Below are 24,071 nucleotides of genomic sequence, written 5' to 3' on the forward strand. Positions count from 1 at the left end.
CATTCACGCTCAGGAAACCACTATGAAATCAATTTTCCAAGCCCTATTTGTCACTGTGCTATTGCTCGCCTCATCGCTAGCCGCTGCCAGCGATACCAAAAGCATTACTGAGTTTACGACTGACATGGAAGTAAACAGCGGTTTTTATACGTTCTACTTTGATGCTGCGAACGACAAAGTTTACCTCGAAATTCCCGCAGATAGTGGTGAATTTATCTTTCAAAGTAGTTTACCGCGAGGCGTAGGCTCGAACGATCTCGGCCTTGATCGTGGCCAACTCGGTGCTACTCGGTTGGTGGAATTCAGTGTTCACGGCAACCGTGCACTTCTCATTGAAAAGAACACAACATTCCGGGCACTTACCGATAATGAAATGGAGCGCAGAAGTGTAGAAGAGGCTTTCGCTGAATCCGCACTATTTGGTTTTAATGTGGTGGCTCAAAACGATGCGGCTGTGTTAGTTGATTACACGCCGTTTCTATTCACCGACATTAACAATATCGGACAGCGTTTGCAGAATATTAATGAAGGCAGTTTCCAACCTGATACATCGCGCTCTGTTTTATGGCCTGAGCGAATGAAATCGTTTCCCAAGAACACCGAACTCGAAGCAAAGGTTACGTTCGCTGGCTCAAATGCTGGTCGTTTTGTGAATTCGGTAACGCCCGAGCCTTCGGCTATTACCGTGCACTTACATCATTCATTTATCGCCTTGCCTGATGATGGTTACCAAACGCGGGCTTTTCATCCGAGCAGTGGCTATTACGCGCGCGGCTTTCAAGACTATGCGGCCCCATTACAAGAATCGATGGACCAGCGCTTTATTGCGCGCCATCGTTTAGAGAAAAAAAATCCAGATGCGGCCGTAAGTGAGGCCGTTGAACCAATTATCTATTATCTCGATCCGGGCGTGCCGGAGCCGGTTCGCACCGCACTACTCGAGGGTGCACGCTGGTGGGCAGAAGCTTTTGAAGCTATCGGCTTTAAAGATGCATTTGTGGTAAAAGATCTCCCAAGTGACGCCGACCCAATGGATGTTCGTTATAACATTATCCAATGGGTACACCGCGCCACTCGGGGCTGGTCGTACGGCGCCTCGGTGATCGACCCGCGTACTGGCGAAATTTTAAAAGGACACGTTTCCCTAGGTTCCCTGCGTGTTCGCCAAGATATGTTGATTGCCCAAGGTTTACTTGCACCATTTGCCGACGGCAAAGATAGCGAACAACTTATGGCCGATATCGAAGCCATGGCATTACACCGTATTCGCCAATTATCAGCACACGAAATTGGCCATACCATAGGCATCGCACATAACTTTGCCGCCAATTCACAAGATCGTGCCTCGGTAATGGATTACCCTCACCCGCTCGTTACCATTAACGATAACGGTGAAATTAGTTTAAATAACGCGTATGCCACTGGCATGGGCAAATGGGATAAATTTACCGTAGCTTATGGCTATACCCAATTTGCTTCAGCTGAAGCTGAAACCGAAGGCCTGCAAAATTTAATAGCAGAAACCTATGCAAAAGATATGCACTTTATTTCCGATAGAGATGCCCGCCCTGTGCATAGCGGCCACCCCACTGCCCATCTTTGGAATAATGGTGAAAATGCAACGGATGAACTTAACCGATTGATTCAGGTTCGAGAAAATGTATTAGCGCGATTTGGCCGAGATAACTTAGCGCCGGGGCGGCCGCTAGATGAGCTACAGCAAGTGTTGGCACCCATGTACTTACTGCATCGTTATCAAGTTGAGGCTGCCGTAAAGTTGGTGGGCGGTGTTGATTATCGCTACGTTGTAAATGGTGAGCCCATCGTAAACGAAGCCGTTAGTGCGCAGGAACAACAGCGGGCTCTAGCTGCGCTGATAAGCACGTTAGATGCGGAATTCTTAAGTTTACCCCCATCAATTGAACAGCTTTTGGTACCGAAAGCCTATGGATCGTATGATAGCCGGGAAGATTTCCCAACCCGCATGGGGCTATTTACCGATCCCATTACTATGGCCGAAACCAGCGTAAATCATACACTCAACTTGCTGCTCAATTCACAGCGTTTAAACCGCTTAAATTGGCAAGTTCAACGCGGTGGTGAAGCCAATATTACACCGGGCGCGTTAGCGAAACGGTTAATTGATAACGCAAGTTCGAATCGAGCAAGTAATAGCCAGATCAGCCAGCGGGTAGCCTATCTTACGGCTTATCATTTATCGCAAGCCATGCTTAACTCAGCAACTGCACCTGAAGTTCGAGGGCAATTAGAGTGGGCGTTAGACAATTGGAGAACAACACTTCAAGCAGACGCTGAGAATGGTGATGATGCTTATTTTTCCTCCTACTTAGCACGCCGTTTGGCACACGTTTTAGAACATCATGAATGGATGGACGCGTTCAGCCCAGCGCAAATGCCACCGGGCTCACCTATTTAGTGCATAACGAAGTATTTGTTTGTTAAGAAGCCGGTTGCTAAACCAGTGCAGCGCTGTTTTAGCAACCGCCATGCCCTTGCATAGTGGAACTAGCGCTTATATTGCGTGGGGCAGTAACCGCGGGTAACATCAGGTGAGCGCAATGCTTTATGCTTGGTTTTACGCCCACTAACACGCTCTCGCCATAATCGAAACGAAGAAGGTTTTAACGCTCGACGCATCAATTTGATCACCTCTTTTTCGGCATAGCCGAAGGTTTCTTCGATTGCTTCAAATGGCGTTCGATCCTCCCACGCCATCTCAATGATTCGCGATTTTTCGTGTTCAAGCATGGTTCTGTTTTTCCACTATATTAGCTTTATGTGCGGTAAACTGGATTTCCAGTTCATTCTCATTTACGTGCGCGAATCCATTTAAGTTCACGCAAATTAAGATCAAAATTGGCCTAAACCTACTTCAGTTTCGTAACTACAAGCCGATAACTTAAAACCAGTGAAAGAAATGAATCACGCAACATCAGCGCACGGGCTCACGCTAAACGTGCCGGTTTTAACGGCTTTTTTCCCCGATGTAATTACGCTATAGTGAAATTATTGATGATAATTTGTAAAGGTGAAATGAATGAGTACGAACTTTCCTAAAGATATGGAACCAGTGATTGGTTGTAACCGTTGTGCCGTCGACCTCCCCTTTAAATTCACTTTCGCATTTCAGCCTATTGTTAATGTTGCTAGCAAAACAATGTTCGGTTACGAGGCGCTCGTTCGTGGCTGCGATGGCAGTTCTGCGTGGTCCGTACTGAGCCAGGTGAACGATGATAACCGATATATGTTCGATCAAGCGTGCCGCGTAACAGCAATTCGCTTGGCAGGCAAATTAAAGCTTGATTCCGTTCTTAGCATTAATTTTTTGCCCAATGCCGTTTACGAGCCTGCTCACTGTATTCGAAGTACCCTTCTTGCTGCGAAAGAGAGTAATTTCCCAGTTGAGAATTTAATGTTTGAGATTACCGAATCTGAACAAGTGCATGATGCAGACCACCTTACCAAGATATTCAAAAACTATTCTGAACAAGGCTTTATAACCGCTATTGATGATTTTGGTGCCGGCCATGCAGGTTTAAACCTACTTTCCAGTTTCCAACCGCGGGTTATGAAAATCGATATGGAATTGGTTCGCAATATTCATGAAATCACGGTTAAACAAATCATCGTCGATTCGCTACTAACCATGTGTATGCGATTAGGTATTACGCCACTAGCTGAGGGCGTTGAAACGCGCGAAGAGGTTGATTACTTTAAATCTAAAGGTGTTGACCTCATGCAAGGCTACTTCTTTGCTAAACCGGGTTTTGAAGAATTGCCGGAAGTTGATTACCAATCATTTTAACCTAGGTAAAACCGCTGGTTAATCAATGAAACGTCGCGAAATGCTTATCGGTGTTGCTAATGCTCAATGCTCTCTACCGCATTTTGTGTTTCTTTCGCGAACGCCAGCAGAATATCTTTATCACGTGTTAGTGTAATCGTTTCTTCAACCACTTCAGTTACCGCAAGCACGTGTGTTAACACAACGGTACGCCGTTCATGCGCACTGGTATCGCGTGCGATTATCCGAAAAGCCGATAATAAGTGCTTCAATATCCAAACATTGCCAGCTGCATTTTGCCGAATTTGATCGAAGCCGGTAGCGAACAAATCAGCATAATTCGGGCCTGCAAGCACTAAGCGAACTTGCCCCTGCTCACATCGAAACGCCGATTCAATATCCCGTTTATTTAAGGCAACAAACACGGCCGTAAGCTGATCAATGCACATCGTTGCTGTGGTCGTATCATTTACGCCGGGCGAAAGCGCGCGTAGAGCAACATCAACTAACTGACGCAAACCAAAAGTTACATCTTGTTCCACCGTTCGTTGTCGGCCAATCGCGCACATATTCGCAATTTTCTCGGCTTCTTCTTTATTCGGTAAAAAACCATGTACCGATAGAATTCCTACACCAGATACAGCAAACTCGCCAACCTTCTGTTGGGCACGTATAACCCCGCCTTTCTTAGCCGCAAACGCTACAAGATTATTTACATCTAAACTTTGCAAATAACCTGACTTCGTTGCCGCTACAGGATGCCAGAACCGCTCTGTACCCTGTAACTCTAGTTCGATATCAGATTCAGGCTTCACCTGCGCTGAGAGCTCCGGATACAAAGCTGCAACCGCACAAATCGTTTCCGAGGCTACTTCCGCTAAAATATGATTGGCTTGAATAGACCGAGCTAGATGATGGATAAAATAAATTAGTATCGCAATGCCCAAAAAGCCGAGCATTAACCCGGTAAGAACAGCAACCGACGGAACGAATTGGTTCTCGCCACCACTTATCGTGCGTAACACGATCAAGCAATAAGCAAAAATGCCGAGAAATACACCGAGTGATGTTTGCGTTCCTCTATCGGCCATAAAGTTTCGCAGGATCCGCGAGGAATATTGGCTTGAAGCTAAGGACAAAGCAACCAAGGTGCTAGAAAACACCACACCGGTAACCGTGATTGTTGTAGTAGCAATCGTTGAAAGCAAGCTGCGGGAACCATCAACGCTTGCTGCAAAGGCCCGAGGCCAACTATCTAAAAAGCTCGCAGATGTATATTCCTCGAGTTCAATCAATGCAAAAGCGAGTAGTACGGAAGTGAGTACGATTAGCGTCGGCAAAAACCAAAAGCTAGCGCGGATATCCAACCATACATGATACATTCTGTTCAACATCGACATTCCCTTTCTACTAAATGTGGCTACTTTGGCTAGGAGCTAACAAAGCTAAGCTACCATGTACATAACCATACTACTCACCAACATATAGTAGAAAACCGAGTTTTGCGAATTGCTTTTTCTCGAACTCTAAATCTTCTATAAGAACTTGATCAGCCAAAGCCTGCTCAGTTAAAGCAATACGTAACTCGAATCCCTTTACTTGTACCGAAGTAATAGGTGATAAATGCTGACGATCATTATTAAAAACCACTGCTAAACGCAATAATACTAACAACGCCAAAACTTTAGATGTTTCAAACAGGGTAAACGGCGGAAACGCATGGGGATCTATTTTTTTCCGAAAATAGCGAGCTAACAAGGCCGTAGCCCGTTGTTCTTCTCTATTAAAGCCTGGCATATCCGCATGCTGTAAAATGTACCCTGCATGTTTATGTCGACTACTGAAGTTAATATACAAACCAATTTCATGCAGCAATGCGGCCCAGCTTAACAGGCGACGAAATAGTTTGCCTTTCAATTGCCATTCTTGCTTTACTGCCGCGAGAAGCTCCAAGGCTGTTGCCTGCACTCTGGCGGCTTGTTCAGTATCAACACCATAACGCACAGCTAAACTATCAATTGTGCGTTGCTGAACATCTTTGTGCTCAAGCACTTGTTCAGCCAGTTGATACAATACACCCTCGCGCAATGCCGCATCATGCGCACTGATTTCACTGATACCAAGTTCTTCCATGACCGCGATAAGCACCGCGATCCCCCCGGCAATAATGCCAACACGATCAGTTTCTAAGCCAGCAAAATCAGCATTGTTAAGATCAATCTGAGCGATATGCTTCGCCGGTACCAGCGTATCAATTAATACATAAAGCTGCTCACGTTGAATAGTTCCTGAAGGTGTACCAAAGCGATTTTCACACCAAGAAGTAAGTGCTTTGATGGTGCCCGAAGTACCATAAACTTTTCCGGCAGCGAAAGGTCGAAAATCAGCTTGCATCGCTTCTAATTCGCGCCGCGCTGAAATAATAGCTTTATCGAAGCGTTTACGGGTTAATTTGCCACCCGCAAAAAAATACTCCGTGTAGGAAATGCAACCCATGCTTACAGAAGCAACAATTTTTGGATATACCTCATTGCCCGCCGCTAATTCAGTACTACCACCGCCTATATCGATAATAAATCGGGAATCATCGGCCGCCGTTGTTTGCGCCACGCCATGATAAATTAAGCGGGCTTCTTCATGACCCGAAATAATTTCAATAGGAAAAGGAAAAATTGCCTTGGCGCGATTAAGCAAAATATCACTATTATGGGCAATTCGCAGTGTATGAGTGGCCACAACGCGCACTTGCTCTGGGCGAAATCCCTGCAATCGCTGTGCGCATCCTTGTAGTGCTTCTACGCCCCTTTGGATAGCTTCTTCATTGAGAATTCCAGGCGCTTTTAAACCGGCGGCTAGTTGTACCTTTTCTTTAAAACGAAGCAGCGGTAGCATGGTTCCTTTATCAAATCGCGCCGTCAGCAAGTGAAAGGAATTCGATCCCAAATCTAACGTAGCAAACTGAGGTGCATCTTCGGATGTTGTTGTAAACGCCGGATCTGAAGGTTTAACCATGAAAAAAGCCTATTTAGAAGGTGGTATTACACGAGCTTTGGCCGCTAAGTAATTATAGATTTCGATCTGGCTGCGCACTTTCTTCCTATTACCGCGGTTCACATATTCGTTGCGCTGCTCCGCATCAATCACCCGCGCTTTAGAATTATCTTTCCACTGCAACTGCATAATATCAATCACTTGCTGCTTAATTTCAGTATCCTCAAGAGGGCAAGCCACTTCTACTCGATGATCGATATTACGTGTCATTAAATCAGCAGATGAAATATATACTTTATTTGCGCCATCGTTATGAAACCAATATACCCTTGGATGCTCCAAGAAGCGATCAACGATACTGCGCACTTCAATATTTTCACTTAAACCAGTAACACCGGCGCGCAATGAGCACATCCCTCGTACGATACACCGAATTTTCACGCCCATCCTGCTTGCTCGGTATAGCTGTACAATAATAGCTTCATCAACCAGGTTGTTTACTTTCAATAATATCTCGGCGCGTTTGCCCTGTTGCGCATTTTCGATTTCGCGTTCCAACAAGCTAACAAAGCGTTCGCGTAGATTTACGGGTGAGATCATCAATTTGTTAAACGAATGCCGGAGATAAGGCGCATCGAGATAAGCGAAAACGTTTTCAACGTCGCTACAAACACCGGGATCACACGTCATTAATGCAAAGTCGGTATACACTTTCGCGGTTTTTTCATTAAAGTTACCAGTGCCGATATAAGCATATCTGCGAATATTGTTTTCTTCCTCGCGGTGAATTAAAAACAACTTCGAATGCACCTTCAAACCAGAAATACCAAATACTACATGAACGCCCGCATCGGTAAGCTCTTTCGCGAGTTCAATATTTGCTTCCTCATCGAATCGGGCTTGTAATTCTATGGTTACTTTTACTTGTTTATTATTATGCACAGCTTCCATCAACGAACGCATAATTCGTGAATTTGGTGCTACGCGATATACGCAGATTTGAATTTTCCGCACAGCCGGATCGTAAGCCGCTTGCCGCAGCAACTCAGTAACATGAGCAAATTTATGGTAAGGGAAGTATAGCAATACATCGCCCTCAGAAATCACATCGAAAACATTGCTGTCCCTTAAGAATCTGGGATGTTCTAATGTTTGCAAGGCTGGATACGCTAATGATTTACGGCCTAAATTTGGAAACTTTTGATAATCGCGGGTATTTCGATAGCTACCACCAGCAACCCGAGAGTCGTATTCGTTCATATGCAATTTCTTACATAAAAAGCGCAGCATGGCTTCTGGCATTTCTCGATCATAAACCAAACGTACAGGGTCGGCTTGTTCCCGCTGTTTGATGCCCTCCTCCATGCGCTCCAATAATCCCTGATCGATATCATGAGGTAATCGGTAATCTGCATCACGCGTTAATTTGAACGAAAAAGCGCGAATATCTTCGCAGGCGAACATTAACTGCAGAACCTGGCCCAAACACATCGCAATAATGTTATCGAGCAAAATAACATCTTTACGGCGTTTGCTTTTTTGATGCGGTAAACGCACGAATCGCGATACTTCTTCGGTTGGTACTTCTATGGCTGCATATAAAATCTCAGTCGCTAAACGCAGTTCTACACCAAAGTAAATTCGGTCTTCTTTTAGGTGTTTTAGCAAATTCGATTTTGGGGAAATGATCAGCGGAATAAGGTAACGTTTAATTTTGTCGTGGAAATATGAAATAACCCATTCTCGTTGGGTTTCAGAAAGCTGGCTCTCATTAAGAATAAAGATGTTTTTGCGCGCTAACGAAATTACCACGTCTTTTTGAATATCATCAAACTTCAACTGCAACGCAATTACTTTCTCTTGAATTTGCTTCAGTAAAAGTTGCGCCGATTCTCGTTCTTCTGAGTCTTTTGCAAAGAATATCTCTCGGCGCACATCGGCAACTCGCACCTGAAAAAACTCATCCATATTTGCCGAAAAAATACCGAGAAAGCGCACCCTCTCTATCACTGGAACTGTTCGATCCGCAGCTTCCTGCAACACCCGCTCATTAAAGGATAGCCAGCTCAATTCTTTTGCAAAAAACTTCAAAGGTGAATTCCCCTAGCCAATTAAAAATTCGCAATACAAGGGTATTAGCGCACCGTTACGCTATAGAAGTTTTGTGACATAAAAATGACAAGCTACCATGAATGCAGAAATTGATATTCAACTGCAGTTACACATGACGAATGAAATTGAAGATACAAATTGATTCAACACAAGAACTAAAAAGAAATGGTGCGTCCTAGTAGATTCGAACTACCGACCCCCACCATGTCAAGGTGGTGCTCTAACCAACTGAGCTAAGGACGCACATTTGATACTCACGAGTGCAAGCGGCGGGTATGATAGTGCTACACCTCAAAAGCTGCAAGTTTTTTTCCTTTTTTAAGTGCTTTTTTAGCGCTAAAAGTATATATCTTTACTATCTAACCTAAATATACTCGGGGTTCTCTTGTGGGGTTTATCAAAAAAGTGTTTTCTGCTTTATGGCGCTCAGCGGTAACACTTATTGTTACCTTATTTGCTTATGTGTTTATAGCTTTTGGCTATGAATCGATGCAAAACGATAAAGCTCGGCTGGAGAGCTTTGCTTATCTAGAGCAACTCTATGATAGCTATATGGTTAATCCAAGAGACCATGCGGCAGATTTAAGCATCCGCTATGTTAATTTAAACGATGAATATTATATTCACGATGAAAACACAGATACCGAGCATTACTCCTTTACCTTTAACTATACTGATGATTCGCGTTATACCACCCCCCGTGAAGTTTACAGCTATGAAATACCTGAGAACTTTCAACAGCGTGCAATTTACACGCTCACCGAACAGCCTACTATTTATGCGTTAAGCCCTGCTGCCCAATTTTCCTACGAGGAGAGTAAGGCCAGTGGATGGGGCTTTTTTGTATTTATTTTTATCCTCATCGCGTTTCCTTGGCTCAGCTTTGTTGTGTGGCTATGGCGCAGGCACGGAATCAATCATAGCGGTCCATAATTGTTTATCCTTTGATATGCAGCCCCCAATCATCCCGAGCTTCCCGGGCTAATTGCTCTTGGAATTGCGGCGCTGCGATATTGATTAACTCTGCAGCTCGCTCACTCATGCTTCGTGCACGCAAATTTGCAACCCCATATTCTGTTGCAATGTAATGCACATGTGCCCGAGTCGTCACTACACCCGCACCTGGGCTTAGCATGGCGCTAATTCTTGAAACTGTCCCTCCTGCTGCGGTGGCAGGTAGCGCGATTACTGATCGGCCCCCTTCCGATAAACTTGCACCTCGCACAAAATCCATTTGCCCACCCACGCCGGAATAAATTGAGGTACCCAATGAATCGGCACAAACTTGACCACTCAAATCAACCTGAAGCGCGCTATTTATCGCCATCACCTGATTATTTTGGCGGATCACCGATGTATCATTAGTGTATTCAACGTCTAGAAATGCAACTTCCGGGTTATCGTCCACAAAATCGTACAGCGCCTGGCTCCCCATAGCGAACGTAGTTACGATACGCCCTCTGTGCTTACGTTTACGAGAATTATTGATAACCCCAGAATGAACCAACGGCACTACGCCATCGGAAAACATTTCAGTATGTATGCCTAAATCGCACCTATCCCCCAAACACGCCAGCGTAGCCTCGGGAATTGCACCAATCCCCATCTGTAAGCAATCACCATCGCCAATCAAGCTCGCCACATTACGGCCTATTTGTTGCGTTACTTCGTTTTGTTTGGGTTGTTCATGTAAAGGCATTGCGGCGCTGTGCTCAAAATAGCGGGTAAACCGGCTCAGGTGCACAAAGGAATCACCGTGCGTACGGGGCATTTGGGGATTAATCCACGCAATTACTTTTTTCGCCATTTGCAGTGCCGCTCGCGTAGCTTCAACGGATATACCCAAACTACAATATCCGTGCGCATCAGGTGGCGAAACTTGAATCAACACAGCATCCAAGTGCTGTGCCTGCGAACGAAATAGTTTTGGAATTTCCGATAGAAAAATAGGTACGTAATCTGCTAACCCTTTTTTCACCGCATCGCGAGTTGCAGCGCCAACAAAAAATGCACGCTGGCGAAGATGCCCCTGTAAATTAGGGTTACACAATGCGCTACTTTTTTCGGTATGCAACTGCAATAGCGTTAAATTCTTGCGCGCCATAGCAATCTCAGCAAGCGCATCTAATAGTAAATAAGGTGTTGCCGCCATTGATTGGCACCAAATCACATCATTATCTTCAAGCACCGAAACCGCATCCACGGCCGAATTCACCCGCATTTCAAGCTCCCTATAAACGTCATAATCGTTGAACCCCAGCGTACTCGTAACGCAGATAATCGCAATTAGTTAAATTTTTTCGTGATTTTATAGAACTCTTTGCCTATATATTAAACAACTGATAAAAAGAGCAACCATCATGAAAACAAGCACCATCATCGCTTTATCCACTACTTCTGTTATATGTTTAGCATTATCAGGCTGTGTTGATACTCGGCCAATGTACGAACGAGCAGCAATGCAAAGCTTAGCAGATGCCGCAAACGCCCCGGTTCCCGGCGGAAGAGCGCAACCCGCACTCACTGCTCAGGAAATGGAACATTATCAAGCTGTCGTCGCGCACTATAGATCGTCGGCAAATAACTTGGAAACGTTCAATACCAGCAATGCTATCCCGTGTGATGTAGATCAAAATACTGCATACGTTATCTCCCAAAATGCACCAATGAATGTGACGAAGAGCATAATGCGTGTGGGTGCCAGAACCTTAAATCAAAGTACAACTATATCGCCGATTCAAGTGCATCTTCTCGCGGGAGAATGCAATCAAGGCGCAATTTCCGGGCCGTTTGAGGCCGTTGTGCAATATTCTATGAATACAAAACTAGCCAGCAACACGCAACAAAACACAACCTACACTGCCCGTATTAAAGGCGAATTGATTAATGGTTCTCAGCACGGCCAGTGGCAATCTATAGCAAGTGTTCGTAGCCAATCAGAGTATTTTGGCACCGACCAGACCACGTGGTCAGCACAACGTTATCAGTTTAATAACGACCAGATTAGTGGGATTCAAATGACTTACGCCGAGTTCCCGCAATTTAATAGCTTAACAGTGACGGATAGCCCATATGCGAATGAAATGCGCCGGGTAAGAACATATACCGGCAGTAACATGAGCAATATGTACACCACCTTCCAACATGCTATTTACGGTTGGTTTTACACCTATAACAATAACCAACTTCTAGCAACTTCTTGCATGTGGATGAATCAAACCGTTGCCGACACCGTGTGCCAGCGATTTTCCGCTTCTGCACCACTCAGTGAATTTGTGGGAATTGGTATTACTTTGCCAAACGAGCTACGCGGCCGCTTTCAGGTACACGGCCTATTCCATCCAAGTGCTGCTTCAAAGGCTGGGATAACGGTTGGCGATACCGTGCTCGCGATCAATGGTGTTGCACTTACAGATGAACACGATACGGCTTACGTGCAAGAAAACCTTCGTGGTACCGAGGGCAGCTCAGTATCGATTACCGTGCTCACCGAGAATGCGTTGCAAAGCCGCGAAATCAAATTAACACGATCACGAATACGCAATCCAACGCTCAGTAATTAAAAAAGTATTCATTTGCAAACCCGTTTCTCTAAAAATAGAAAAGGCCGCTATTCTTTCGAATACCGGCCTTTAATCTTCGTGGAATATTCTTTTCCGTTTTGCGAGTTCAGTGCCCGCAGTTCATGTTCTTATATCTCTAAACCACCCACTATATTCAAGAATGCGGGCGAGCACGGCTAATAATAGCCTCACAATCAACCCCTACAGGAAGGTTGCCGTAGTTTAAGCCTGAATGGCCGTTCAATCGGCTCGCACAAAAACCATCAGCCACCGCACTTGGTGCGTGTTGTAACAACAATGCACCTTGCAGTGCCAAGGCCATTCTATCGGCGATATTACGCGCGCGATATTGCAGATCATGTGCATCCGCGAAGCTACTTTGCAACTCAGCTACAAAGCTATCAAATCGGCTATCGCTGCCTTGCGCGCGTTTAAGTTCCGCAAAATAGGCATCAAGAACTTTGGGTTCTTTATCGATCGCGCGCAGAATATCTAAGCACTGAACATTTCCACTACCTTCCCAAATCGCATTTATCGGTGATTCACGAAACAAGCGCGCCATAATATGCGTTTCCATCACGCCAGTACCACCGATTACTTCCATCGCCTCGTAGGCATGGTTTGGCGTGCGTTTGCATATCCAATATTTGCCAATCGGTGTTGCAATTCGTGATAATAATCGTTCATGTTCGTTATCTTGATTATCCATCGCACGGGCAATTCGCATCATATACGTCATCGCAGCTTCGCTTTCTATTGCTAAATCCGCGAGTACATTTTGCATCAGCGGCTGCTTACTCAAAGTGGCACCAAATGCAGCCCGATGATCACAATGATGAATAGCTTGCACGACAGCTTGCCGCATGCCAGCAGATGAACCAATCATACAATCGTAGCGGGTCATCGCCACCATCTCGATTATAGTGCGTACACCGCGCCCTTCATCGCCCACCATCCAAGCAAAGGCACCACGCAGCTCCGTTTCACTCGAGGCGTTGGCAACATTCCCCATTTTATCTTTCAGCTGTTGGATCTGCAGTGGATTCTTGGTGCCATCAGGTCGCCAACGCGGCAAAAGAAAGCAACTTAAGCCCCCCTCAGCTTGCGCTAAAACCAAAAACGCATCACACATTGGCGCGGAAACAAACCATTTGTGCCCAACCAACTCATACGCCTCGCCAGCACCAGGTTTTTCTAGCGGATAGGCGCGCGTTGTGTTTCTACGTACATCGGAACCGCCCTGTTTCTCCGTCATCGCCATGCCAATGGTTAAACCTGCTTTATCCGCATCAGGAACATTCCGGCCATCATAACGTTGGGTCATAATCTTAGGCCCGAATTTATCCAATAACTCAGGTTGATGGCGCAGCGCCGGAATGGCCGCGAATGTCATCGTTACGGGGCATCCGTGAGCGGCTTCAACTTGGGTGTGCATATAATATTTTGCTGCCCGCGCTACATGAGCACCGCTTTTCGGGTCACTCCAGGGGCTGGCATGCAAGCCATTTTCTATCGCGATTTGCATGAGCTGGTGATAAGCAGGATGAAATTTAATTTCATCCACGCGGTTACCATAACGATCGTGAGTTCGAAGTTGTGGTTTTTGCGCATTCGCATCAAATCCCAAAGCTATCGTATCACTTCGGCCCGCCAACTCGCCAAACGCCGTAACATCTTGTTTTGCCCAATCTGCGCCCTCGCGGATAAGCGCATCTTGTAATGCAGAATCTGCTAAAAATAAATTATAGTTTTCAAGTGGCTTCGGTTGATTCTCTACTTCGTGGGTTTGCGCTACAAATCGATCGATATTGAATACTTTACTCATCATTATCTCCTTCTAAAATCACCACGGATGATGATTTGAGCGATCGCTACCAACCTACTTCGTTCAGTACTTCATCAAGCCATTTATGCAACTGTTGCGGATGCATTGCGCCAGAAACTCGTGCAAGCTCCTGATCCCGATGAAAAATAGCAATAGTAGGAATGCTCCGAATATTATAGCGCTGCCCCAAAACCGTTTCGTTTTGGGTGTTAGCTTTTGCAAACCGGGCGCGTTCAGCAAAGGGGGCCGCTACCATTTCGAAAATCGGCGCAAATTGTTTGCACGGCCCACACCAAGGCGCCCAAAAATCAATAACAACCGGCAGATCACTGCTCATGTGTGCCTTTAGGTTGTTTAGCGTAAGATCAAAGGGTAAACCTGTAATAAGTGCTTCTTTACAGGCGCCGCAATGTGGACGAGCCGATATTCGCTCGCTAGGAATCTTATTGCGTTGAGCACAACTAGGGCAAGCTACAACGATTGTATTACTCATGTATTCTTTGCTACCTCTACTTCATAAATACTACGCACTCCAGATACTCCAAATTACGCCCAAAGCAATAGATATGCTTAGTAGGAAGCAATAGAAAAGCGCGGTTATGTTAAATTTTATAAACGTCACTAAGTTTGATTGCCGATAAAAGCGCTTCTGCGCTAAGAACAGATAAACCGGAAGCCACAACCAAAGCGCCTTCAGAATCCATGGGAAAGGCCAAATCAACCATGTACTAATACCATAATCCAGCAGCAGCGAATGAATCAGGTTTACCCCTAGAATAAGCAACAGGGTGATCAGCATAAACGCATGAGTATGCAAGGCTAATACAACATGCTCGATATAGTAGCGCTTACTACCGATGTATATTAGCTTCATAAATAATGCAAAAATAGGCAGCATTATCAGCATCATTTGTGGCGCTACGGTGAAGAACTTATCCACTAAAATTTTCGGCCGCTGTGCCATTAACTGCAATTTTGCGTTGAGCTCGATATTTTCCGCTTCACTTAAAAATCCAAGCGATACGGTTTGTTCGCCGCGCGCCAAACGGTCAATATCCGAACCTCCTCCCCGTTCACTTGGCGTTACCACCGGCGTTTCAACACCGGGGGCGCTTTCTTCGGTATTCGTGTCATTACTCACGCCATCGTTCGTATTATCACGAATTTCGGCACGGATAGTGTCGCGCAATTCGGTTGCTTCCTGAGGGCTTAAACCATTGCCGTTTATTCCCAAACCGCTTCCGAGTTGTGAAAATACAATAAAGGCCACAATCGAGATAAATAAATACAGCCGTAATGGCGGCACATAAGGCACGCGGCGCCCTTTCACATATTCATTTGAAAGAAATGCTGGGCGAAGAAATAACGGCCGTAGCGTTCGCCACAAACGCCCATCCCAGTTACCCATTTCGCCAAAAAATTCGGTTATTAAACTCAGCACACCGCGAACATAATGCGTATCTTCTTGCCCACATTGATGGCAAAAAGCACCCTCCAATGGGGTGCTGCAGTTCAAACATAAACGCGGATTTTCATCGCTCATATTAACGTTTCTTTTCTTCGTTACGGAAAAACCAAATAAGATAACCGGCAATTAATGCAATAAATGCTACCGGAATAAACACGAGCATTAATACGGGAAACAACGACATCGACCAACTCCAAATTTTTATTGTTTTACGTTCAACCAGCGTTCCGCAAATTCTTTTGCTGGGGTTGGCTTACCCCTTAAAAAACCTTGCATACAGTAACAACCCATATCTTTCAAAAGCTTTTCTTGTTCAACAGTTTCCACGCCTTCTGCTACCGTATCAAGCCCTAATACGTTCGCCATCGCTAAAATTGTCATAACAATCGAGTGCTGGTGATTCCCTGGGCGCATGTGTTGAATAAACGAACGATCAATTTTAAGTAGCGAAATAGGAAACTGAGTTAAATATGAAAGCGATGAGTACCCAGTACCAAAATCATCAACCGCAATACGAAACCCAGCTTCGTGTAATCGCCGCAATTGTTGCATACCCTGCTGAGGATTGCGCATCATAATACTTTCAGTGAGCTCAACTGCAAACATACCACGCGGAAGATCGCTTACTTTATCAATGAGGTAATTTGCCATAAACGGGTCATCAAACTGACGAGCCGAAATATTCACACTAAGCGCTCCCTCAAAGGGCTCGTAGTCACGCAACCATTCTTGCAATTGCGCTACGGCCGTGCGTACCACCCAATCACCGAGCAAGTGAATAAGGCCACGTTCTTCCGCCAAGTGAATAAACTGTATTGGAGAAATTGCACCAAGCTCTTCATCATTCCACCGACACAGGGCTTCTGCGCCACATAATGCACCGGTGCGCACATCAAACTGGGGCTGATAATACAATTCTAGCGTTTCTTCTTGTAACGCCAATTTAAGGCGTTCAAGCATGTGTTGCTCATTCAATAACTCTTGGCTCATCGATATATCATAAATTCGGCTTTGCGTACTTACCGTGCGTGCGTGGTTTAACGCGATACTCGCACGCTGAAGTAAGGAGCCTACCATCGCGGAATCTGATGGATAGTGCGCTGCGCCGATACGTACATCTATATTGAAGGGCCGCTCGCCGGCGGTTAAGGTATCGTGAAAGGCCGCTTTAATGTTCTCAATAGCTTGTGGTAAATCCTGCTGTCGCGATTCTGGCAGAAGTATACCGAATTCATCGCTGCTAAAGCGTGCTACAAAATCTTTATCCTGCAAAAACGATCGGAGCCGCTGCGCTACAGCGGCTAATAGCTCATCACCAATGCTATGGCTATAGGTATCGTTCACTTCTTTAAAACGGCGAATATTTACCACCAATAAACTCAAACCTAATTTCGTTGCATCGGCTTTGCGTATTTCCGCTTCAATTTCCTGCATAAACGCTGGGCGGTTAGGCCCACCCGTAACTGGGTCTTTAAAAGCAAGGTCATGCACTATTCGCTCATTCGTTCGCCGCTGTAACTCTGAACCTACTTGCGCGCCAGCAATTCGCAGCACCTCACGGCACAAATCAGCATTGTCTAACGGCTTATTTGCCATAATCGCAATTAAACCAAGCTTCTCGCCATTTCGATCAATAATCGGAAAGCCTAAGTAACTCTCGATACCGAGGTCAACCAGCATCTTATCGCTCGGAAATTTTTCCGCTACGCCGGCAACATAAATACAAGGAGCACGCTCATTAATAGTTTCACAAGGGGTACCCGCCAGCGAATAATGAACATCGTGGCGATGCTCGCCAAGCGAATAGAAAGAACGCGCGATAGCAATATGTTGGACTTCATCTACTCGGGCGATTAAAACATGCTCCACAGCGAGAATCTCAGCAAGCCGCTGAGTAAGAATATCGAAAAAACCTTCCTGCTCACTAACGGTAAACACGTCGGCAAGGGCTTGGAAAACTGAATTAGTTACACTTTCGTTCGGCATATTTGTCTATCACCTACAAAATCTAGATATCGGAAAAGTGAAGACACCCGAACTAACCTAGATTTAGAAACATCCATCTATAAGTTATTACTATAGCTATACTTTTTATATCCTTTAGATTCAACAAATAACTGCAATACCCAAAAAAATATAGGGAAAACCCTCTAAACAATTGTTTCGTTATTTTAATAGTTAAAAAACTCCTGCACGCTATTGACTGAGAACAACTTGGTTCCTTCCTGCATCCTTGGCATCATACAAAGCAGTATCAGCTCTCATGTATAAACCTTGTACCCCTTCATCTACTCGCGCTTCCGCTACGCCAATGCTCACCGTAACATGGCCTGTTGGAAATCGAGCGTTTTCCACAATACGGCGGATTCGTTCAGCAAACTGAACGGCATCTTCCCCGTTTTGCTGAGCAAGAACTACCGCAAATTCTTCACCACCAATACGCGATACATATTCACATTGGCGCATGTTCGCGGTTAACAGTTCCCCTAAAGCCTCTAGCGTTTGATCTCCCATATCATGGCCATGGGTATCATTTATCGATTTAAAATGATCAATATCAATCAGTACTAGTGAAACCGGCTCATTTGTTTCATGCAAATGCACCAATTCTCGATCCAACGTACTCTGAAAGTAGCGCCGGTTATGTAACCCCGTTAACGGATCCGTGCTTGCCAGTTCTTCGAGCTGATTATTCTTATCTTGCAGCTCCGCCTGAACCTTTTCTAGGTGCTGAAAAGCTTCTTTGGCTGCCAAAGTAGCATCCTCGGCCTCTTTTCGCGCAGCCATAAGTTCAGATTCAAATTGCTGGCGTTTTTTCATTGGCAGAAATACAAATACATCACACGCATCGCTTCGATACGCATTTAAAACAACAGAAAATAATTCTTTATTCGACGATTTCAGGTGCAGGAACATTTCTTCAATGTGGCCTGTATTCTGCAGAGCTGGCTGAATATGAGTAAGATTAAAGATACGACCAGCCCCTGATATCACGTCGTTAAAATGCTTCCCAGTTAACGAATGATTAGAACCTACCCATTCGTTAAAGCGCTGATTACTCGCAACAATCACCCCAGAGTAATCAACATATAGAATACCGGCAGGTAATTGATCAATATCGCCAACAACTGATTCAACACTCGTCATTTAGGCTACCCTTTTATCTGAGGTGCTTTTCAATTTCTACGGCTATTTCGTGCGGTGCGCTTACATGCGGATAATGCCCTCTAAAATCCATTTTTGTTGCCGTGCAATTCGGTAAATGGTTTATTTGATATTCAATTGCGGAATCAGGAACCACCATATCCGCACTCCCATAAATAAGATGTACGGGCGTGTGCACACTTGGCAGCAACGCGCGAACATCGCACAAGAATGTGGCACGCGCAAAACTCCGCAATATCACTGGATCACTTGCACGAAAGCTTGATGCTAACACCTCACCAAGATCCGGGCGTTCAGGTTGATCCATTGCCCTCGGCGCTAGAAATCCAGCCCATTCATAAAAGTTGTGCTCCATCATAGCAAACAGCTCTTGAATATCCGATTCATCAAATCCACCGTAATAGTTTGATGATTCATCATTGACGTAACATGATGAGGGGCTAATCGCTATTATTTGCTTAACGCGTTCCGAAGCTTCTAACGATACCAAGTAACTCACTGCACCACTTACCGAATGGCCGATTAAAGTAACTTCTTGCAGGTCGAGTGCCTGAATAATATCCAGTACGTCTTGTGCATAGCCTTGCAGTTCACTGTATCGAGCTTTGCTAAAGCTTTCTTTATCAGAGTTTCCGGCACCTACGTAATCAAAGAGAACAATGCGATAATCACCTTTTAGAGCGGCAACCGTATCGTTCCAGATATTCTGATCGCAGCCAAAACCGTGCGCAAACAGAAGTACCTTGGTACCAGATCCAACTATGCGTACGTTGTTTCGTTTAATGATATCGGTATTGACGTTCATTTAACTCCTAGGTCATCAGTTGTCGCAAATACTATAGTAGCTAATCAATACAGAATAGCGAGAAAAACCATAGCGCGCTTAACTATAACTAAAGTTCTTCAGATATTTTAATGATTCTAAGCATTTACAGATTGATTCTGAAGAAAGCTCTGGAGGTTTGTGAGTGGCATAGGCTTAGCAAGCAAGTAGCCTTGGAAGTACAGGCAATGATGATTCTTAAGGAAAGTTAGCTGATCTTCCGTTTCTACGCCCTCAGCAACCACTCGGAGTTGCAGCTCCTGCGCAATAGCGAGCATGGCGCGCGTAATACCTTCGTATTTTTTCCCTTCACCCACATCGTTTACAAAACTTTTATCTATTTTCAGAATATCAATAGGAAGTTCTTGTAAATAACGTAAGCTCGAGTACCCCGTACCAAAATCATCGATCGCAATCTTAAAGCCAATACGATGGAGCTCATTGAGCATACTAGAAGCGTTGGTAAGTTCACTTACTAAAACGTTTTCCGTAATTTCAAGCACTAGCTGCTCTGGACTCACCCCATAGGTATCTAAAATCACCTCTAAATCGCTACAAAAACGGCTTCGGCTTAACTGAAGTGGTGATAAATTCACTGCAATGGTTGGAATTCCGAGCGCTTGCAGCTCCGGCATATCTCGGCATACTTGTTCGAAAACCCAGCGGCCTAACGGAATAATTTGTCCTGTGTGTTCTGCTAAGGATATAAATTCAATAGGTGAAATTACCCCTTGCTCAGGGTGATGCCAACGCAGAAGCGCTTCAACACTGGTAATTTGTTTATTGCTATCGAAAATAGGTTGATAAACCAACGAAAATTGCTCGTTTTTCAGCGCTTCTTGAATTTCATGGCGCATCAACACATGGCGCTCTACTTTTTCATTAATATCACTGGTAAACCATTCAAAATTGTCATTCCCGCGGCGTTTTGCTTTATACATCGCCATATCTGCTTGCTGAATAAGCAGCCGTGGCTCGGTTAACGCTTCATCACCCACTGCAACCCCAATACTAGCGGTTAATGTGAGTTCTTTCGTGCCAACTTTATAGGGTTCAGCAACGGTAAATAAAAAGCGCTCCGCAATTTCGTTGATATCCTCAACAGTACCCGCATTTGGCAACACCACTACGAACTCATCACCCCCAAACCGCGATAATGTATCACCGTCTCGAATAGCTGCTCGTAAACGTTCCGCAACCGCTTTGAGGAGCGCATCGCCAACACTGTGCCCCATAGAATCATTGACCGGTTTAAAACCATCAAGATCAATAAACATGATGGCTAAGTTCTTTTTGTACCGGCGGCTAAACAAAAAAGCTTGCTCTAATCTGTCCTCAAGCAAAGAACGGTTGGGTAAACTCGTTAGCGGATCGTGGGTGGCATGCCATGCCACTTTTTCCTCTTGCTCTTTCCGCGCTGTTACATCATTTTGAATACCAATGTAATGCGTTAGCACACCATTATTATCGCGTACTGGAGCAATATATAGGTCATTCCAAAACGGTGAGCCATCTTTTCGATAGTTGCGAATCGTGGTTTGTACATCACGCTCTTTTCTCAAGCATGAACGAATCTGCTCGATGGCTCGGGAATCGGTTCCGTCGCCCTGTAATACCTTACAATTCCTACCTAACATTTCTTCTTGGCTATAGCCGGTTATCCGTTCAAATGCAGGATTAATGTATACCAATGGATAACCTGGCTTCCTCGCATCGGCAATAACAATGCCATTAACGCTCGCCTCCACGCTACGCTCTAAAATTTTTAACTGCTCTTGGTCGCGTCGATGCTGAGTGATATCAGTAGCAACACCATGAACACCGGTAATGTCGCCGTTTACAACAATCGGCATGTTGGTGATATCAAGATCCATTACCGCGCCAGAATGGCTGGTGATTTGAATCTCGTAGCGTTGCGCTTCTCCTCGAAGCGCCGCACGAAAATGACTATCCGTACGTTCTTTATCTTCTTCTTTCACTACAGCTGAATAATGCTGGCCTAGTACCGTTTCTTCCGGGAGCTCTAACATTCGTAAACCGGAAGCATTCATCTGCGCAAAGCATCCGTTTGTGTCTAAGGTAAAAACGGCTTCTGGGTTATAAGTATGAAGAGAACGATAATGTTCCTCACTCTCTTCTCGCCGTAAACGCTCCAAATGTTGGGTGTATACTAAGCCAACAAGCTCGCGGGTTTGCTGTATTAATCGTAGTTCGCGGGCACACGGCTTTCGTTTACTCGGGAAATATAACGCAAAGGTGCCGGCAATTTCGGATTTACTCGAACTAAACGGAAAACTCCAGCAAGCACGTAACTTGTATTCATTAATGAGGGGAATAAAGCTTTCAAATCTAGAGTCTGCCAACATATCAGCAACGATAACGGCCTCACCACTTGCAACGGCAAGCCCACATGCACCACCTTCATCACCAATCGGTATATTCCGCAGTTGCTCAGAAAACTCGGCAGGAAAGCTATTGCTAGATACCACATTTAGCGTGCGGGCTTTGAAATCTCGGATCATTACCGTGCAATGAGCGTGTGGAATTTGTTGCTCAATTAGCTTACACACATTATCAAGCTTTGTTTGTAGCTCAGTATCCTGAGCTACAAGCGTGAGAACTTTCTTTTCATTTTCTAAAAGAATATTTTGTTTACGGTTTTTTACAAATAACCAAGCAGCTAATGCCACTAAGCAGACAATAACCAAAAACAAGATAATTAATTCAGAAGCTTGTGCCATCAAACATAGCCTCATGCGCTTGTACGGTTAAACTCTTAAGATACTCATGTAATCAGGAATATCAACGTCAAATTTGGTGTTTTCTAAAAGGAAATCCCGGAAAGTTTCAAGTGTATCGGGCTCTCCATGCACAAGCTGAATATTTGTTGTGTCCGCTAACTTCGATAGCGAAAGCCAATCGGCTAACTCCTGATAATCGGCATGGGCAGAGAGCCCATCTAACGAACATATCTTAGCTTTAACGGGCAACCATTCACCATGAACTTTAATATGCTGAACACCTTGCAGCATTTTTGCACCGCGTGTTCCACCGGCCTGATAACCGCTAAATAGAACGGTGCTGCGGTGATCGCCCAACCAATGTTTAAAATGATGAAGAATTCGCCCGCCTGTTGCCATACCTGAGCCTGCAATGATGATATGCGGCCCTTTCTGTTCAGCAATTGCCTTTGAATCATCAATACTTTTTGTATACTCAACCAGTTGTTCAGAACGCGCACACTGTTCTGCCGTTAAACGGTGATGTTCGTTGTGTCGCCGGTAGATATCAGAAACCCTTATAGCCATAGGGCTATCAAGAAACACCGGCATACGCGGGATTTGGCCGCTATCCATCAAACTTACAATTAAGTGCTGTACCAACTGCGCTCGGCCAACAGCAAAACTTGGAATTAGCAATACACCACCAGCCTTTGCTGTATCACTGATTACTTCGACCAATTCTTGCATCGGATCGGTATTTTCATGCAAACGGTTTCCGTACGTTGATTCCAACAACAACACATCAACCGGCGGCATAGGCTGGGGCGGCAACATCAACAGATCGTTGCTTCGGCCTACATCACCGGAAAACCCAATACGCTTGCCTTCGGCTTCAACAACCACGCTTGCGGCCCCAAGAATGTGCCCTACTGGATTCAACTCAATAGTGATATCACCTACTTGAAACTGTGTTTTAAATGCAACAGGGCGGCATAATTTGTGGGCCTTATCGGCTTGTTCTTCGGTGTATAGAGGTTCCGGTTTTTCGTGTTTGCTTAGTTTATGTTTACCTAGATACTTAGCATCTTCTTCTTGAATACGGCCCGAATCTGTCCATAACACCCAAGCTAAATCTACGGTAGCATGGTGAGCATATACTGGCCCGCGAAAGCCATGTTTGTAGAGAACTGGAACATAGCCTGAGTGATCCAGATGCGCATGCGTGAGAATAACCGCATCAACATTCGCAATATCGAGCGGTAATGGTTGCCAGTTCCGGCGCCGCAACCATTTGTAGCCTTGAAAAAGGCCGCAATCAACCAGAATACGAGTGGTTTCCGTTTCTACCAAATACTTTGAACCGGTAACCGTTTCTGTTCCACCTAAAAACACAACGCGCATTATTTCTATTCCCTACTAAAAGACACAATACTTCTATAACTATAGCTGCAAACACTTAAGTTTTATTGTTTTTGCACAAAGTTTCCGCAGATCGATAATCTGTTTCGCCAAGAAAGTGTTTTGTCGAAAAAATAAAAAAGGCGAGCAGATAACCTGCTCGCCTTCCAAATCCAACATACTTTTTAGCGTTCCAAA

At 44.9% G+C, this 24,071-nt stretch carries 17 protein-coding genes and 1 tRNA gene; 4 read left to right on the forward strand and 14 right to left on the reverse strand.

From position 1 onward, the window contains the following. Positions 1-22 precede the first annotated feature (22 nt). Positions 23-2,437 carry a zinc-dependent metalloprotease gene (locus tag CWE13_RS02215; protein WP_126805697.1) on the forward strand — a complete coding sequence of 805 codons (2,415 nt, stop codon included), beginning with the start codon at positions 23-25 and terminating at the stop codon, positions 2,435-2,437. Between the two features lie 89 nt (positions 2,438-2,526). On the opposite strand, the gene CWE13_RS02220 is transcribed toward CWE13_RS02215, so the two are convergent. Then, positions 2,527-2,769, reverse strand: coding sequence for a TIGR03643 family protein (locus CWE13_RS02220; RefSeq protein ID WP_126805698.1), 243 nt, complete (start codon positions 2,767-2,769; stop codon positions 2,527-2,529). A gap of 289 nt (positions 2,770-3,058) precedes the next feature. Between CWE13_RS02220 and CWE13_RS02225 the strand changes: the two genes are divergently transcribed. Further along, positions 3,059-3,826, forward strand: a complete 768-nt coding sequence (locus CWE13_RS02225; protein ID WP_126805699.1) for an EAL domain-containing protein — start codon at positions 3,059-3,061, stop codon at positions 3,824-3,826. Positions 3,827-3,882: 56 nt separating this feature from the next. Here the strand turns inward: CWE13_RS02225 and CWE13_RS02230 are convergent, their stop codons facing one another. From CWE13_RS02230 to CWE13_RS02245, 4 genes are all read right to left on the reverse strand, one after another. After that, positions 3,883-5,199, reverse strand: a complete 1,317-nt coding sequence (locus CWE13_RS02230; RefSeq protein WP_157980922.1) for a DUF2254 domain-containing protein — start codon at positions 5,197-5,199, stop codon at positions 3,883-3,885. 76 nt (positions 5,200-5,275) lie between these two features. Continuing rightward, complete coding sequence (locus CWE13_RS02235; RefSeq protein ID WP_126805701.1) at positions 5,276-6,817, reverse strand: Ppx/GppA phosphatase family protein; 1,542 nt, start codon at positions 6,815-6,817, stop codon at positions 5,276-5,278. A 9-nt stretch (positions 6,818-6,826) separates the two neighbouring features. Further along, on the reverse strand, positions 6,827-8,887 hold the full coding sequence (gene ppk1 / locus CWE13_RS02240) for a polyphosphate kinase 1 (protein WP_126805702.1): 2,061 nt from the start codon (positions 8,885-8,887) through the stop codon (positions 6,827-6,829). 187 nt (positions 8,888-9,074) lie between these two features. After that, positions 9,075-9,151, reverse strand: a tRNA-Val gene (locus CWE13_RS02245). A gap of 144 nt (positions 9,152-9,295) precedes the next feature. On the opposite strand from CWE13_RS02245, the gene CWE13_RS02250 reads away from it, so the two are divergent. Next, positions 9,296-9,841, forward strand: coding sequence for a hypothetical protein (locus CWE13_RS02250; protein ID WP_126805703.1), 546 nt, complete (start codon positions 9,296-9,298; stop codon positions 9,839-9,841). Positions 9,842-9,845: 4 nt separating this feature from the next. Here CWE13_RS02250 and CWE13_RS02255 read toward each other — a convergent pair whose 3' ends face one another. Further along, on the reverse strand, positions 9,846-11,129 hold the full coding sequence (locus tag CWE13_RS02255) for an acetyl-CoA hydrolase/transferase family protein (RefSeq protein WP_126805704.1): 1,284 nt from the start codon (positions 11,127-11,129) through the stop codon (positions 9,846-9,848). A gap of 139 nt (positions 11,130-11,268) precedes the next feature. Between CWE13_RS02255 and CWE13_RS02260 the strand changes: the two genes are divergently transcribed. Next, entirely contained in the window at positions 11,269-12,471 is a 1,203-nt protein-coding gene (locus CWE13_RS02260; RefSeq protein ID WP_126805705.1) for a PDZ domain-containing protein, read from the forward strand. A gap of 154 nt (positions 12,472-12,625) precedes the next feature. On the opposite strand, the gene CWE13_RS02265 is transcribed toward CWE13_RS02260, so the two are convergent. The 8 genes from CWE13_RS02265 to CWE13_RS02300 form a co-directional block, all read right to left on the reverse strand. Next, the gene (locus CWE13_RS02265) at positions 12,626-14,299 is read right to left on the reverse strand and encodes an isovaleryl-CoA dehydrogenase (RefSeq protein ID WP_198677875.1); all 1,674 of its coding nucleotides are present in this window, start codon (positions 14,297-14,299) and stop codon (positions 12,626-12,628) included. 43 nt (positions 14,300-14,342) lie between these two features. Beyond that, positions 14,343-14,789: a thioredoxin TrxC gene (gene trxC / locus CWE13_RS02270; protein ID WP_126805706.1), complete on the reverse strand. Its 447-nt coding sequence runs from the start codon at positions 14,787-14,789 to the stop codon at positions 14,343-14,345. Between the two features lie 30 nt (positions 14,790-14,819). Further along, entirely contained in the window at positions 14,820-15,839 is a 1,020-nt protein-coding gene (locus tag CWE13_RS02275; RefSeq protein WP_126805707.1) for a DUF3667 domain-containing protein, read from the reverse strand. Between the two features lie 126 nt (positions 15,840-15,965). Then, complete coding sequence (locus CWE13_RS02280) at positions 15,966-17,750, reverse strand: putative bifunctional diguanylate cyclase/phosphodiesterase (RefSeq protein WP_126805708.1); 1,785 nt, start codon at positions 17,748-17,750, stop codon at positions 15,966-15,968. A 210-nt stretch (positions 17,751-17,960) separates the two neighbouring features. Then, positions 17,961-18,911: a sensor domain-containing diguanylate cyclase gene (locus tag CWE13_RS02285; protein ID WP_126805709.1), complete on the reverse strand. Its 951-nt coding sequence runs from the start codon at positions 18,909-18,911 to the stop codon at positions 17,961-17,963. Between the two features lie 13 nt (positions 18,912-18,924). Continuing rightward, positions 18,925-19,734 carry an alpha/beta fold hydrolase gene (locus tag CWE13_RS02290; protein ID WP_126805710.1) on the reverse strand — a complete coding sequence of 270 codons (810 nt, stop codon included), beginning with the start codon at positions 19,732-19,734 and terminating at the stop codon, positions 18,925-18,927. 116 nt (positions 19,735-19,850) lie between these two features. Then, on the reverse strand, positions 19,851-22,493 hold the full coding sequence (locus CWE13_RS02295) for a sensor domain-containing phosphodiesterase (protein ID WP_198677876.1): 2,643 nt from the start codon (positions 22,491-22,493) through the stop codon (positions 19,851-19,853). A 27-nt stretch (positions 22,494-22,520) separates the two neighbouring features. Beyond that, entirely contained in the window at positions 22,521-23,876 is a 1,356-nt protein-coding gene (locus tag CWE13_RS02300; RefSeq protein ID WP_126805712.1) for an MBL fold metallo-hydrolase, read from the reverse strand. Positions 23,877-24,071: the final 195 nt, after the last annotated feature.

It is taken from the genome of Aliidiomarina shirensis (assembly GCF_003987345.1).
Lineage (GTDB): Bacteria > Pseudomonadota > Gammaproteobacteria > Enterobacterales > Alteromonadaceae > Aliidiomarina > Aliidiomarina shirensis.